The organism is Piscinibacter defluvii (assembly GCF_004011805.1).
Taxonomy (GTDB): Bacteria; Pseudomonadota; Gammaproteobacteria; order Burkholderiales; family Burkholderiaceae_C; genus Piscinibacter; species Piscinibacter defluvii.
The window spans coordinates 1-15,025 of sequence record NZ_RCHJ01000003.1; the positions used below are offsets into that span (position 1 = coordinate 1).

Genomic DNA, 15,025 nt, shown 5'->3' on the forward strand with positions numbered 1-15,025 from the left:
TAGCGCGCCGCTCGATTGCAAATCCGTGTAGGTCGGTTCGACTCCGGCCCGCGCCTCCAGTCTCACCGCGCCGTCACTCGGACGCCTTCGCGGTGTTCCAGTCCAGGCGCTGCACGCCCCGCTCGGGCACCTGCACGCTGCGCTTCTCGACCTGTCCGTCGAAACGGGCCTCGACCGTGTAGCGTCCCGGCGGCAGGTCGATCAGCACCCAGGGCCCGGCGTCGGGCACGCTGAGGAGTTCGGCGTCGCCGCGCTTGACGCTCAGCACATCGGCCACGCCGTACTCGCCGCCGCGCCCGCTGATGACGACCTGCAGCGGATACTGCGCCGACTGGGCCTTGAACCAGCGCACCTCGTCCTCGCCGACGCCGCCGTTGAGCACGCTGACCAGGCCGTCCTGCCGCACCTCGGGCGGCGGGCTGGGCAGCAGGTCCGCGCTCATCGGCTCGGCAACGGCGATCGTGGCGCCCGACAGGGCAAGCAGCAGCGTGGCCAGGGTCTTCATCGGGGTCTCCTTGTTCGGGTGACGATGAAGCCATGGTGGCCCGCGCCGCGCCGGGCGTCTGTCGGCCCGCCGCGGGCGGCGCCGTAGGACGGCGCCGACAGAGGCGACGGCTCGGACTCTCTGCCCGTCAGCGGTCGCGCTCGAGCACGTGCAGCGCGAAGCGCGACTGCGCGTCCATCCAGAGCTGCTTCTGCGTCCAGCCGGCACGCCGGGCCAGGGCCTGGAAGCGCACGATGCCGTGCTTGTACGAGTTCTCGGTGTGGATCGACTCGCCGGCCGCAAAGCGGAACGCGTGGCCGAGCACCGTCACGCGCTGGGTGTACTCGCTGACCAGGTGCATTTCGATGCGGTGCTGCTGCGCGTCCCAGCGCGCCTCGTGGCGGAAGGCGCTCGGGCTGAAGTCGCCCTCGAGCTCGCGGTTGATGCGCAGCAGCAGGTTCTTGTTGAAGGCGGCGGTGACGCCCTGCGCGTCGTCGTAGGCGGGGATGAGCACGTCGCGGTCCTGTGTCGCGTCGGCGCCGATCACCAGCAGCGCGCCGCGTCCCACCGCCTGGCCGATGCGCTCGAGCAGCCCGACCGCCGCCTCGGGCACGAAGTTGCCGATGGTCGAGCCGGGAAAGAACACCAGGCGCCGCCCGCCCGGTGCGCCGTGCGACAGCACCGGCAGCCGGTTCAGGCGCGTGAAGTCGGCCACCACCGGCCACATCGGCAGGGCCGGGAAGCGCCGGGCCAGCGCCTGCACCGATTCGTCGAGAAACTGCTCCGAGATGTCGATCGGCACGTAGCCCGAAGGCTCGTCCAGCGCCTGCAGCAGCAGCGGTGTCTTGCGGCTCGAGCCGCTGCCGAGCTCGACGACGATCGCGCCGCGCCCCGCCTCGGCGGCGATCTGCGCCGCGCAGCGCTCGAGGATCCAGGTCTCGGTGCGGGTCGGGTAGTACTCCGGCAGCGTCGTGATCTGCTCGAACAGCTCCGAGCCGCGGTGGTCGTAAAGCCAGGTCGACGGGATGCTCTTGTGCTGCATCGACAGCCCCGCCAGCACGTCGCGCGCGAACGCAGGGTCGACGCCGGAGGTGGCCGGGGCAGCCGCGGCGGCACGGGCCGCACGTTCGAAGACAGCGCTCATCGTGGGATCTCCTCGAGGGGTTTGAGCTGCGCCATCAGGGTGGGCAGCAGCTCGCTGACGGTGGGGTGGATGGGCACGCTGCGGCGCCACAGTGAAACGGGCAGGTCGGCCTGCATGGCCAGCAGCAGCGTCTGCACGACCTCGTCGGCCTCGATGCCCAGCAGCGCGGCGCCGAGCAGGCGCTCGCTGCGGGCATCGACCAGCACCTTCATGAAGCCCTGCGTCTCGCCGCGCTCGCGTGCCCGGCCGACGCGGCTCATCGGCAGCACGCCGACCAGCGCCGGCTTCTGCATGGCGCGCACCTCGGCCTCGCTCATGCCGATGCGCCCGAGCGGCGGGTCGGTGAACAGCGCGTACGCGGGAATGCGGTCGCTGACGCGGCGCTGCGCACCGGCCAGCAGGTTGTCGGCCATGATCTCGTGGTCGTTGTAGGCGGTGTGGGTGAAGGCGCCGCGGCCGTTGCAGTCGCCCAGCGCCCACACGCCCTCGACGCTGGTGCGCAACTGGTCGTCGACCGTGATGAAGCCGCGCGCGTCGGTGGCGATGCCGGCGCGCTCGAGCCCGAGGTCGTGTGTGTTCGGCCGCCGGCCGATGGCGGCCAGCAGATGGCTGGCGTCGATCTCGCGCGCCACGCCGGCCGCGTTCAACGCCAGGTGCACGCCGCCGTCGGCGCTGCGCGCGACCTTGGCGCCGCGCACCCCGAAGTGGAAGGCCACGCCCTCGCGCTCCAGGATGGACTGCAGCTCGCGCGAGACTTCCGGATCCTCGCGCGCCACGGCGCGCTCGGCCGCCTCCAGCACCGTCACCTGCGCGCCGAAGCGGCGGAACATCTGCGCGAACTCCAATCCGATGTAGCTGGCGCCGACCACCACGAGGTGCTCCGGCAGCGTCTCCAGCGTCATCATCGAGGTGTTGTCCAGCACACGCACCTCGCCGATGCCGGGCCAGTCCGGGTGCAGCGCGCGGCCGCCCACGTTGATGAACACCTGCGGCGCGGCGAGCGTCTCTCCGCCGACCTTCACCTCGCGCGGACCGACGAAGCGCGCGTGGCCGCGGATCAGGCGCAGGTTGGGCAGGTTGGTGAGCCACTGCGTGAGGTTGTCGACCGACTGCGCCACGACGCGGTCCTTGCGTGCCTTCACGGCGCGCAGGTCCACGCCCACCGGGCCGCCGACCGTCACGCCGTGCTCGGCCGCGCGCCGTACCACGTGCGCCGCGCGCGCGCTGGCGACCATGGTCTTGGTCGGGATGCAGCCGTCGTTCACGCAGGTGCCGCCCAGGTGTTCGCGTTCGATCAGCACGGTGTGCCGGCCGGCTGCGGCCAGGCGCGCGGCCAGGAAGGGCCCGGCCTGGCCGCTGCCGATCACGATCGCGTCGCATCGTGTGGCCATGGTGCTTGTCTCCTGTTCTGCTTGTCGTGCGGCGGGAGGCGGGCCTTACTTCGGCCGGATCGTCGACGTGATCGACTCGACCACCCGGCTGGCCATCGCGAACTGCGGCATGCGGTCGGTGATGCCGTGGCGCCGGGCGATCCACGCGAAGTCCGTGTAGGCGGCCCACACCGTACCCTGCTCGTCCTGCAATACCAGCAGGCGCACCGGCCAGTCGAGACCGGAGTAGGGATTTGAGGTGAGGAACTGCGCCCCCAGCGGCGGATTGCCGAAGGTCAGCAGCGTGGACGGGCGCAGTGTGATGCCGGCCTGCGCGGCGAGCTGCTGCTGGTCGACGGCCGAGAAGAACATGATGCCCTTGGCGGCGATGTCCTCGCGCAGGCGGCGGATCGTCTCGTCCACGGGGTAGGCGCTGCGCACCTTGACCAGGCCGTCGCCGGCCGGCTCGTCGGCGTGTGCCGACGCGCCGGCGCCCAGCGCCAGCACGATGCCCAGGGTGGCCGCGAGGCGGCGGGTGAGGGAGGTCATCGTGCGGCCCCGCTCACATCATGTGCTCGTCGTGCTGCGCATCGCCGGGGAACAGGTCCACCGAGATCAACACGGCCGGTGTGCTGCCGGTGTTCTTCCACCAGTGCGAGGTGCCGTTCTTCTCGGGCGCCACGTCGCCGGCGCGGTGCACGATCGGCACGGCGCAGCTGCTGGCGTACTCGACCACCTCGCCGGAGACGATGTAGATCATCGCCGGGCGCTCGTTGTGGCTGTGCCAGGGCACCACGCCGCCGGGCGCGATGTCGAGCTGGCGCAGGCGGAACTGGCGGCCCTTGATGGCGGCCGGCTCCTTGGCCAGGTCGGTGCTGGCGCGCACCTTGTCGACCACGCCGACGGCCGCCGTCGGGCCGGGCTTCTGGCCCTGGCCGTCGGCAACGCGCTGGCCGGCCGGGCATTCGCCGGCGAAGGCGGCGCCGGCCGCCAGGGCCAACGCCGCGACGGCGGCCAGGCCGACCGCGACACGCGGCCAGATCGAGGGACGGGAGAGGGGGATGACGTTGACCATGCTCGTGCTCCTGTGAAGGTTCGGGGAGGGCGGTGCGGCAGCGCCGCGCCGTGGGTCACTGTCGCGATCCGGCTTCACGTCGCCGTCCGGGGCCGATCACGTGTTGGTCACGAATCGTGACCGGCGCGGTCCCAGGGGCTAGAGTTCGCCGCGGGAGGATGCATGGACCCGGACGGTGAATCGATCGCGCACGCGCTGGCGTCGGGCCCGCTGCCGCTGCAGGCGGCGCTCGCCGTCGGCGTGCAGCTCGCGGCGGCGCTGGCCGAGCGGCATGCGGCCGGCCGGCTGCACCTGGGGCTGCGCCCCGAGCTGCTGCGCTGGCAGGCCGCGACGCAGCGCCTGACCCTGCTCGACGCGCCGCCGGCGCCCGGCTACCTGTACGTCGCGCCGGAGCAGACCGGGCGGCTCGAGCGGCCGCCTGACGTGCGCAGTGACCTGTACCTGCTCGGGCTGCTGCTGCACACGCTGCTGGCCGGCCGTCCGCCGCTGGCGGCAGACGATCCGCTCGCGCAGGTCCACTGGCACCTGGCCGGCGTGCCGGAGCCGCTGGTGCGGCTGCGGCCGGAGCTGCCGGCGGTGCTGTCCGAGCTGGTGCTGCGCCTGCTGGCCAAGTCGCCCGACGAGCGTTACCAGAGCGCACTGGGCGTGCAGCGCGACCTGGAGCGCTGCGCACACGAGTGGGCTGCCGGCGCGACGGTCGCGCCGTTCGAACTCGGACGCCACGACCGCACGGCCCTGCTGGCCCCACCGACGCGGCTGCACGGGCGTTCGCGCGAGCTGCACCAGCTGACCGAGGCCTTCGAGCAGGCCTGTGCCGGCGGCCGGCGCCTGGTGCTGGTCGAGGGCTGGTCGGGCATCGGCAAGACCGCACTGGTGCGCCAGCTGGTGCGCCCGGTCACGCGGCGCCAGGGCTGGTTCATCGCGGGCAAGTTCGACCAGGTCGCGCGCGGCCTGCCGTTCGGCGGCCTGGCCCAGGCGCTGCGGGCCCTGGTGCGCCAGCTGCTCGGGCAGGGCGAGGCGGCGCTGGTGCAATGGCGCGCCGTGCTGGCGCAGGCGCTGGGCGAGAACGCCGGGGTGCTGGCCGAACTGCTGCCCGAGATCGCGTTGATCGTCGGCGCGACGCCGGCCCCGCAGCCGCTGCCGGGCATCGAGGCGCAGAACCGCTTCCGCCGCGTGCTGCAGCGCTTCGTCGCGGCGCTGGCGCAGCCCGGCCGGCCGCTGGTGCTGTTCCTGGACGACCTGCAATGGGCCGACGCCGCGACGCTCTCGCTGCTCGAGCCGCTCTTGACCGACCCCGAGACCGGCAGCCTGCTGCTGATCGGCGCCTACCGCGACAACGAGCTCGATGCCGCGCCGCGCCTGGTGCACACCCTTGCCGCCCTGCAGGCCGCCGGGGCGGCGCTGCAGCGCATCGTGCTCGGCCCGCTCGGCGAGGAGGACCTGGCCGCACTGGTGGCCGACACCCTGCGCGAACGCGCCGAGCGGGTGGCGCCGCTGGCCGCGCTGGTGCAGCGCAAGACCGGCGGCAACCCGTTCTTCGCGCTGCGTTTCCTGCACGTGCTGGTGCAGGAGGGCCAGTTGCAGCACGACCCGCGGCGCGGCGCCTGGTGCTGGGACCTGGAAGCGATCGCGCGGGCGCCGTTGGCCGACAACGTGGTCGAGCTGATGGCGCGCAGCATCCGGCGCCTCGCCCCCAGCACGCAGGCGACGCTGACGCTGGCGGCCTGCATCGGCAACCGGTTCGACGCGATGCTGCTTGCGCAGGTGGCCGGGCGCTCGCCGTCGGCGGTCGAGCAGGACCTCGCCGCCGCCGCCGCGGCCGGGCTGATCGAGCCGGCCGACGGCGGCGAACCGGGCCACGTCTTCCTGCACGACCGCGTGCAGCAGGCGGCCTATGCGCTGGTGCCGCCCGAGCGGCGCGAGCACCTGCACCTGGAAATCGGGCGCCTGCTGCGGGCGCGCGGCGACGACGAGGTGGTGCTGTTCGATGCCGTGCAGCACCTGGCGCGCGGCCGCCGGCTGATCGAGCAGGCCAGCGAGCGGCGCGACACGGCGGCGCTGCACCTGGCCGCGGGCCGGCGCGCCAAGGCCTCGGCGGCCCACGAGCCGGCACTGGAGATGCTGCGCGTCGGCCTCGAGCTGGCCGGCGGCGGAGCCGGTCGCGACGACGAACTGGCCTTCGCGCTGGCGCTCGAGACGGCCGACAGCCTGATGCTGTGCGGCCGGCCCGAGGAGGCGCAGGCGCAGCTCGGCGGGTTGCTGGCGCGCGGCGGTAACCCGCTGCGGCAGGCCCGGGCACTGCGCCTGCGCAGCCTGGTGTTCGAGGCCGGCGCGTCGTACGCCGAGGCGCTGGCCAGCACCCGCGCCGGCCTCGCGGCCCTCGACGCCGCCTGGCCGGACGGCGCGGCGGCGCAGGCGCAGGCGCTGGAGGAAGAGATCGACCGGATCGAGGCGCTGCGGGCCGGCCGGCCGATCGCCGAGCTGATCGGGCTGCCGCCGCTGCAGGATCCGGCGGTGCGTCTGGTGATGACGATGCTGACCGACATCTGGTCGGCGACCTACCTCGTCGGCCAGCCGACCTTGGCCCGCCTGATCTCGGCGCGCCTGGTGCGCCTGTCGCTGCAGCACGGCCACTGCGAGGAGTCGGCCTACGGCTACGTGACCCATGCCATCACGGTGGGCGCGGTGCGGGCGCAGTACGCCGAGGCGTATGCCTATGGACGGCTGGCGCTGGCTGTCAACGAGCGCTTCGGCGACCGGCTCCGGCGCGCCAAGATCTGCCAGCAGTTCCACGCCCACGTGATCTTCTGGGGCGAGCCCTTGCGCCACGCGGTCGACTACGCCCGCGCCGCCTGTCGCGCCGGCCTGGACGGCGGCGACTTCCTCTACGCCGCGTACGCGGCCGGCACCGAGCCCTGGGCGGCCTGGTGGTCGGCGCAGGACCTGGCGCGCTTCGAACGCGACACGCAGGCCGCCGTCGGGCTGCTCGAGCGGCTGAAGAACCGTCCGTTCGCCGATTCGCTGCGCCTGTTCATCGCCGCGGCGCGCGCGCTGCAGGGGCGCACCGCCGCCCCGCTGGTGCTGAGCCACGCCGGCCCCGAGGGGCAGGAGGGCTTCGACGAGGACGCCTGGCTCGCGGCCTACGGTGCGCACGGCTTCTTCGCCGCGCTGCATGCGGTGCTGCGGCTGCAGCTGGCGGTGCTGTTCGGCACGGCCGACGACGCCCTGCAGGCGGCACGGCGCGCGGACGGCCTGATCGACCACCTGCCGGGCACGATCTGGCCGCTGGCGCACGAGTTCTGGCAGGCGCTGGCGCGCTCCCGCGGCGCGGACGACGCGGGGCCGGCGCTGCGCGCCGCGCAGGCAGCCTTCGCCGCGCGCGCGCTGCACTGCGCCGAGAACTTCCACGTGCCGGCGCTGCTGCTCGGCGCCGAACTCGCGCGCCACGAGGGCCGGCCGCACGACGCGATGGCCGAGCTCGACGCGGCGATCGAGTACACCGCGGCGCATCCGCAGCCGGCGCTGCAGGCGCTGGCGCACGAACGCGCGGCCGGGCTGCGCCGCTCACTCGGCCAGCCGCACCTGGCCGGCCTGCACGAGGCCGCAGCGCAGGCAGCCTACCGGCAATGGGGTGCCTTCGCGAAGCTGGCGCCGGCGCCGGCGGACGGCCCGGCGGCGCTGCCCGCCGCAGCGTCCGCTGCCGGCGACGGGCTGGACCTGGCCAGCGTGCTGCGCGCCGTGCAGGCAATCGCCGCCGAGCCCGATCTGGACCGGCTGCTGGCGCGGCTGATGCACATTGCGCTCGAGAACGCCGGGGCCGAGCGCGGCGCGCTGGTGCTCGAGACCGACGACGGGCCGCGCGTGCATGCCTTCGACGCGGCCGTCGACGGCCCGGTCGCCGGGGTGGCGCTGGAGCAGTCCGACGCCGTGCCGGCGGCGCTGGTGCATCTGGTGCGGCGCACCGGCGAGACGCTGGTGCTGGCCGACGCAGCGGTCGACGAGTCGCACGGCGAGGACCCGTACCTGGTGGCACACCGGCCGCGCTCGCTGCTGGTCCAGCCGGTGCAGCAGCAGGGCCGCCTGCTCGGCGTGCTGGTGCTGGAGAACCGCCACGTGGCCGGCGCATTCGGCGCGGCACGGCAGCGCCTGCTGACGCTGCTGGCCACGCAGGCCGCGGTGTCGCTCGAGAACGCGCGCCTGCTCGCGGCGGTGGAGGCGGAGAACTCCGCGCTGCGCCGCGACCTGATCGCCAACGTCTCGCACGACCTGCGCACGCCGCTGGTGTCGCTGCGCGGCTACCTCGAGCTGCTGTGCACCCGCGGCGCGCAGCTCGATGCGGCGCAGCAGGCCGAGTACCTCGGCATCGCGCTGCGCCAGAGCGAGCGCCTGGGCACGCTGATCGACGAGCTGTTCGAACTCGCCAAGCTCGACTTCAAGGGCACCACGCCGCAATGCGAGCGCTTCGTGCTGGCCGAGCTGGCGGCCGACGTGGTGCAGAAGTTCGCGCTGGAGGCGCAGTCACGCGGCGTGAGGCTGCAGCTCGACTCGCCCGATCGGCACGCCTTCGTCGCGGCCGACCTCGGCCTGCTCGAGCGCGTGTTCGAGAACCTGGTCGGCAACGCGCTGCGCCACACGCCGGCCGGCGGCACGGTCAGCGTGCAGCTCGAGCGTCGCGGCGACACGCTCGAGGTGACGGTGGCCGACACCGGGCGCGGCATCCCGCCCGGCGAGCTGCCCTTCCTGTTCGACCGCTACTGGCGCGGTCGTGCCTCGGCCGGCGGCGACGGCGCCGGCCTCGGGCTGGCGATCACGCGCCGCATCCTCGAACTGCACGGCAGCTCGATCCGCGCCGAAAGCGACGGCGCGAGCGGCAGCCGCTTCCGCTTCGCGCTGCCGCTGGCCTGATCAGGCCGCCATCCAGCGCGCCGCCAGCGCCGCGTCGTCCCAGGGCCGGTCGGTGGCCAGGCTCAGCGTGTGCGGGCGCTCGTCGTCGGCGAGCGGCTCGACGAACTCCTGCTGCGCCGCCAGCACGGCGAGGTCGGCCTCGGACGGGTCGTCGCCGCGCCGGTCGCGGCCGGCCACGCGCTCGCGCAGCAGCGCCCCGGGCGCGCTGCAGGCCAGCACGTGGAACGGCACGCGCAGGTCGAAGGCGAGGGCATGGAAGCGATCGCGCTCGCAGCGGCGCAGGAAGGCGGCGTCGACGATCACCGGCCAGCCGGCCTGCAGCGCGGTGCGCGCGCGCTGCAGCAGCTCGTCGTAGGTGCGTGCGGTGGCCGCCGGCGTGTAGATGCCGCCGGGCACCTGCGCGGCCGAGCGCGCCAGCGGCGCGAGCCCGAACAGGCGCTTGCGCTCGACGTCCGAGCGCAGCCGCACCGCGCCGGCCTGCGCCGCGAGCAGCGCCGCCGCGTGGCTCTTGCCGCTGCCCGACAGGCCGTGGGTCAGCAGCAGGCGCGGCGTTGCCGCGCTGCTCAGGCGCTGTGCGAGCGCCAGGTAGTCCGGCCCTTGTTCGGCCGCCGGCCGCAAACGTGACACCAGGGCCCGCACCAGCGCACGGTGCACGAGGTAGAAGCGCAGCAGCGTCAGGCCGGCATGGTCGCCGGTGGCGGCCAGCCAGCCGTCGAGGAAGCGCCAGGCCAGCGCCGGTCGTTCGTGCGCCAGCAGGTCCATCATCAGGAAGCCGGCGTCGTCGATCACGTCGATCCAGCGCAGCGCCGGGTCGAACTCGATGCCGTCGAAGGCGGTCACCTCGCCGTCGGGCAGGCGCAGGGTGTTGGCCAGGTGCAGGTCGCCGTGCACCTCGCGCACGCGTCCGGCACGCAGGCGCTGGCGCAGCGTGCCGGCCAGGCGCGCCAGCTCGGCGTCGGCCCAGCGCGCCAGTGCCGGCTGCGCCGCACCGTGCGCGGCCAGGCGCTCCAGCACGCCGTGCGTGGCGGCGGCCACGGCGGCCGGCGTGCCCCAGGGGCCCTCGGCCGGCGCGGCCGGCGCCGCCTCGTGGAAGGCGGCGATGCGCTCGGCCAGGCGGTCGATCTCCTCGGCCTGCAGCGTGCCGGCTGCGAGCCGCTCGGACAGCAGCGCGCCGGCCGGGAAGCGCCGCATGTGCAGCACGTGGTCGAGCACCGCACCGCGGCCGCCAAGCCGTGGCGCCGCCGGCGTGCCGGTGACCGGCACGACCTCCAGGTACAGCGCCGGCGCGAGGCGCCGGTTCAGGCGCAACTCCTCCTCGCAGGCGTGGCGGCGTGCCGCCACGCTGGAGAAGTCCAGGAAACCGAGCGCCACCGGCTTCTTCAGCTTCCAGGCATCGTCGCCGGCCAGCAGCACCCAGGAGATGTGGGTCTCGATCAACTCGACCGGCCTGCCGCCGGCGGACAGGGCGCGGCGCAGCCCCTCGAGCAGCGTGTGGTCCGGTGCGGGGGTCTCCATGCGCTTCACTTTAGGCGCTCGGGGGCGCGCCCGATTGAGGGCGCGCAATCGGCAAGGTGTGGTCAGGCGAGCGAGCGGTGTAGCTCGACCAGGCCGGAGCGCGACGGCGCGAGCGTGAAGCCGGCGCGCCGGGCCAGCGCGGCCATGCCCGGGTTCTCGGGCAGGCACTCGCCGTAGACCTCGCGCACGCCGCGCTGGCGCAGGTAGGCCAGCAGCTTGTCGAGCAGCGCGCGGCCCAGGCCACGGCGTTGCCAGCCGGTGCGCACCTGCACCGCGAACTCGGCATGCCGGCCGTCCGGATCGCACACCGCGCGCGCCTCGCCGAGCAGCGCGTCGTCGCCGTCGCCGGGCAGCAGCGCGACGAAGGTCATCTCGCGGTCGTAGTCGATCTGGCTGTAGCGTGCCAGCTCGGAGTGCGGCACCTCGCGGCGCGTGAAGAAGAAGCGCAGCCGCATGTCGGCCGGCGTGGCGTGGGCGTAGAAGGACTGCAGGCGCGCCTCGTCCTCGGGCCGGATCGGGCGCAGTTGCACGCTGCGGCCGTCGACCTCGATCGACTGCTCGTGCTCGCCCGGGTAGGGCAGGATGGCCAGGCGTTCGCCGGGCCGCGCGGTGGTGGCGTGCACCTTCACGCGCGCGTCCAGCGCGATCACCCCGCGCTCGTCGGCGAGCAGCGGGTTGATGTCGAGCTCGAGCAGCTCGGGCAGGTCGCACACCATCTGCGAGACGCGCAGCAGGCTGTCGGCCAGTGCCTCGCGGTCGACAGCCGCGCGGTCGCGGTAGCCGGCCAGCAATGCGGCGATGCGGGTGCGCCCGATCAGGTCGTGCGCCAGCACGCTGTTCAGCGGCGGCAGGGCCATCGCGCGGTCCTTCAGCACCTCGACTGCGGTGCCGCCCTGGCCGAACAGCAGCACCGGGCCGAACACCGGGTCGCTGGCGACGCCGACGATCAGCTCGTGCGCATGCGACCGGCGCACCATCGCCTGCACCGTGAAGCCCTCGAGCCGGGCGTCCGGGCGCAGCGTGTGCACCCGCGCGGACATGGCGCGCGCCGCGCCGCGCACCGCGGCGGCATCGGGCAGGTCGAGCGCCACGCCGCCGACGTCGGACTTGTGCGAGATCTGCGGCGAGACGATCTTCAGCACCACCGGGAAGCCGATCGCCTCGGCCGCCGCGACGGCGGCCTCGGCGTCGGGCACGCGGCGCGTCTCGACCACCGGCACGCCATAGGCGGCCAGCAGCGCCTTGGCCTCGAACTCGTCGAGCATGTCGCGCCCGTCGGCCAGCACGTGCCGCAGCAGCGCACGTGCCTCGTCGGGGCGGTGCGCGAAGCCGGGCGCGGCGCGCGGCGTCTGCAGCAGCGCCTCGCGGTTGCGCCGGTACTGCACCATGTGCACGAAGGCGGCCACCGCGCGCTCGGGCGTGGCGTAGGTCGGCACGCCGGCGCGCGCGGTGAGATCCGCGGCCTCGTGCACCACGTCGGCGCCCATCCAGCAGGCCAGCACCGGCTTGCCCGGCGCGGCCAGCAGCGGCACCACCGCCTGCGCGATCTCGCGGCTGGGCACCACCGCCGTCGGCGCGTGCATGAACAGCACCGCGTCGACCTCCGGCGCGGCCAGCAGCACCTGCAACGCGGCGGTGTAGCGGCCGGTCGGTGCGTCGCCGATCAGGTCGACCGGGTTGCCGCGCGACCAGGTGGCCGGCAGCGCCGCGTCGAGCGCGGCCAGCGTGGCCTCGGAGAGCGTGGCGAGCCGCCCGCCGGCCAGCGCCAGCGCATCGGCCGCCAGCACGCCGGCGCCGCCGCCGTTGGTGACGATCGCGAGCCGGTCGCCCTGCAGGCGGCGCGCACGCGCCAGCGTCTCGGCGGCGTCGAACAGGTTGTCGAGCGTCGCCACGCGCAGCATGCCGGCGCGGCGCACCGCGGCGTCGAACACGTCGTCCGAGCCGGCCAGCGCGCCGGTGTGCGAGGCGGCCGCCTTGGCGCCCTCCGGCGCGCGGCCCGACTTGACCACGATGACCGGCTTGTTGCGCGAGGCCGCGCGCGCCGCCGACATGAACTTGCGCGCCTGCTTCACCGACTCGAGGTAGAGCAGCAGCGCGCCGGTGTCGGGGTCGCAGGCGAGGTAGTCGAGCAGGTCGCCGACGTCGACGTCGGCGCTGTCGCCCAGCGAGACGAAATGCGAGAAGCCGATGGTGTTGGAGTTGGCCCAGTCGAGCAGCGCGGTGGCCAGCGCGCCCGACTGCGACACGAAGGCGAGCCGCCCCGGCATCGCGTTGGTGTGGGCGAAGCTCGCGTTCAGCTTCGCGCCCGGCACCAGCGTGCCCAGGCAGTTGGGGCCGAGCAGTCGCAGCAGGTGCGGCCGCGCCGCATCGAGCATGGCCTGCTCGAGGCTGCGGCCGTCGCCGTGCGGCGCCTTCAGGCCGGCGGTGAGCACGATCGCGGCCCGGTTGCCCTTGCGGCCGAGCTGATCGACCAGGCCCGGCACCGTGGCGGCCGGCGTGCACAGCACCGCCAGGTCGGGGGCCTCGGGCAGCGCCGCCACGTCGGCGTAGGCCGGCCGCCCGGCCACCTCCGCGTGGCGCGGATTGACGGGCCAGACCGGGCCGTCGAAGCCGGCGTCCAGCAGGTTGCGCATCACCAGCGCGCCGAGGCTGAGGGGCCGGTCGGAGGCGCCGATGACGGCGATCGATCGCGGGCGGAACAGCTGTTCGAGGTTGCGTACGCTCATGCACTCAAGTCTGCATGACGTAGCGACCGGGGGCGTCGTCCAGCGGCGTCAGCACGCCGCCGCCGGGCGTCGGCGGCTTGACCGGCCGGCCGGAGCGACCGGCCAGCCAGCCCTGCCAGGCCGTCCACCACGAGCCGGCATGGCGCGGCGCGGTGTCGAGCCAGTCCTGCGGGTCCTGGTAGGCATCGCCGCGGCGGCGCAGCACGCGCCGGTAGCTCGCACCGGCATAGGCGCCCGGCCCCTCGGGCGGGTTGACGATGCCCACGTTGTGGCCGCCGCTGGTCAGCACGAAGTCGATCTCGGTGTCGCTCAGCAGGTGGATCTTGTAGACCGAACGCCAGGGCGACACGTGGTCGCGCTCGGTGGCGACGCAGAACACCGGCAGGCGGATGTCCTGCACCGCCACCGGCCGGTCGCGCACGCGCCAGCGGCCCTCGGCCAGGTCGTTGTGCAGGTACAGGCCGCGCAGGTACTCGCCGTGCATGCGTGCGGGCATGCGCGTGGCATCGGCGTTCCAGGCGCGCAACTCGGTCAGCGGCGTCTGCGCGCCCATCAGGTACTCGTGCACGAGCTTGGACCAGACCAGGTCCTTGGAGTTGATCAGCGCGAACGCGCCGGCCATCTGGCGACCGTCCAGCCCGCCGTGCTCGGCCATCACGTCCTCGAGGAAGGCGACCTGGCTCTCGTCGATGAACAGGCCGAGCTCGCCGGGCTCCTCGAAGTCGATCTGCGCGGCCAGCAGCGAGAGCGACTTCAGCGCCGTGCCGTCGTCGCGCGCCAGCGCGGCGGCGGCGATTGCCAGCAGCGTGCCGCCGAGGCAGTAGCCGGCGGCGTGGATGCCGCGCCCGGGCAAGGCGCGCTGCACCGCGTCGAGTGCGGCCAGCACGCCGAGCTCGACATAGTCCTCCATCGACAGGTCGCGGTCCTGCGGGCCCGGGTTGAGCCAGGAGATCATGAACACCGTGTGGCCCTGCGCGACCAGCCAGCGCACCAGCGAGTTGTGCGGCGCGAGGTCGAGGATGTAGTACTTCATGATCCACGACGGCACGATCAGCAGCGGCTCGGGGTGCACCCTGGCCGTGGCCGGCGCGTACTGGATCAGCTCGATCAGCCGGTTGCGGAACACCACCTTGCCGGGCGTCAGCGCGACCGTCTGGCCGGGCAGGAACTTCTCCGCGTCCTTGGGCTTGCCGTCGGACCAGACCGCGGCGGCGTCGCGCCACCAGTTGGCCGCGCCCTGCGCCAGGTTCATGCCGCCGGTGCGCCAGGTCTCCTGCAGCACCTCGGGATTGAGCGCCACGGCGTTGGACGGCGAGACCATGTCCAGCGCCTGGCGCGCGACGAACGCGGCCACCTGCTCGTGATGCGGCGACACGCCGCGCACGCCGTGCGTGGCCTGCTGCCACCAGTCCTCGCACAGCAGGAAGCCCTGTGCCAGCGCCTGCCAGGGCAGGGGCTGCCAGGCCGGGTGGGCGAAACGCGGGTCGCGCGGGGCCGGTGCCGAACCGTCCTCGCCCTGGCCCACGGCGGCGGCCTGCCACCACAGCCACCAGCGCATCGCCTGGCGCAGCGCGCTCTCGCCGAGCTCGAGCTGCTTGCCCGGTGACAGCGCCAGGTGCGCGGCCCAGTCGAACAGCGCGCTGCCCACCGCGATCGGCGAGATGCCGTGCGTGGCACGGCCGAGCGCGGACTTCAGCGGGAGGTCGAAGGCCGGCGACGCGGCGCTGGGATGGGACGGCTCGGGCATGAATGGTGGGCAGGCAGGACCAACCGTTGATGCTGGCCGCGGGCCGCGGATGCCGGTTT

At 74.2% G+C, this 15,025-nt stretch carries 9 protein-coding genes; 1 reads left to right on the forward strand and 8 read right to left on the reverse strand.

Features of this window, described 5'->3' with window-relative positions; all coding sequences use genetic code 11:
• Window positions 1–73 precede the first annotated feature (73 nt).
• The 5 genes from D9C15_RS09505 to D9C15_RS09525 all read right to left on the reverse strand — a co-directional run bounded on the left by D9C15_RS09505 (window position 74) and on the right by D9C15_RS09525 (window position 4,073).
• Window positions 74–505, reverse strand: a complete 432-nt coding sequence (locus tag D9C15_RS09505) for a peptidase associated/transthyretin-like domain-containing protein (RefSeq protein WP_127997216.1) — start codon at window positions 503–505, stop codon at window positions 74–76.
• 127 nt (window positions 506–632) lie between these two features.
• A complete protein-coding gene (gene egtD, locus D9C15_RS09510; protein ID WP_127997217.1) occupies window positions 633–1,628 on the reverse strand; it encodes an L-histidine N(alpha)-methyltransferase in 996 nt (331 codons plus the stop codon).
• Window positions 1,625–3,019 carry an FAD-containing oxidoreductase gene (locus tag D9C15_RS09515; RefSeq protein WP_127997218.1) on the reverse strand — a complete coding sequence of 465 codons (1,395 nt, stop codon included), beginning with the start codon at window positions 3,017–3,019 and terminating at the stop codon, window positions 1,625–1,627. Before D9C15_RS09515 ends, egtD begins: the two co-directional genes overlap by 4 nt.
• Before the next feature lie 45 nt (window positions 3,020–3,064).
• Window positions 3,065–3,547 carry a DUF302 domain-containing protein gene (locus D9C15_RS09520; RefSeq protein ID WP_127997219.1) on the reverse strand — a complete coding sequence of 161 codons (483 nt, stop codon included), beginning with the start codon at window positions 3,545–3,547 and terminating at the stop codon, window positions 3,065–3,067.
• Between the two features lie 13 nt (window positions 3,548–3,560).
• Entirely contained in the window at window positions 3,561–4,073 is a 513-nt protein-coding gene (locus D9C15_RS09525; RefSeq protein WP_127997220.1) for a cupin domain-containing protein, read from the reverse strand.
• Between the two features lie 162 nt (window positions 4,074–4,235).
• On the opposite strand from D9C15_RS09525, the gene D9C15_RS09530 reads away from it, so the two are divergent.
• Window positions 4,236–8,978, forward strand: coding sequence for a sensor histidine kinase (locus tag D9C15_RS09530; protein ID WP_127997221.1), 4,743 nt, complete (start codon window positions 4,236–4,238; stop codon window positions 8,976–8,978).
• Here D9C15_RS09530 and D9C15_RS09535 read toward each other — a convergent pair whose 3' ends face one another.
• The 3 genes from D9C15_RS09535 to D9C15_RS09545 all read right to left on the reverse strand — a co-directional run bounded on the left by D9C15_RS09535 (window position 8,979) and on the right by D9C15_RS09545 (window position 14,966).
• Window positions 8,979–10,493: a bifunctional aminoglycoside phosphotransferase/ATP-binding protein gene (locus tag D9C15_RS09535; RefSeq protein ID WP_127997222.1), complete on the reverse strand. Its 1,515-nt coding sequence runs from the start codon at window positions 10,491–10,493 to the stop codon at window positions 8,979–8,981. It lies immediately after the preceding gene.
• Between the two features lie 62 nt (window positions 10,494–10,555).
• A complete protein-coding gene (locus tag D9C15_RS09540; RefSeq protein WP_127997223.1) occupies window positions 10,556–13,219 on the reverse strand; it encodes a bifunctional acetate--CoA ligase family protein/GNAT family N-acetyltransferase in 2,664 nt (887 codons plus the stop codon).
• A gap of 4 nt (window positions 13,220–13,223) precedes the next feature.
• Window positions 13,224–14,966, reverse strand: coding sequence for a PHA/PHB synthase family protein (locus tag D9C15_RS09545; protein WP_127997224.1), 1,743 nt, complete (start codon window positions 14,964–14,966; stop codon window positions 13,224–13,226).
• Between the last annotated feature and the right edge of the window lie 59 nt (window positions 14,967–15,025).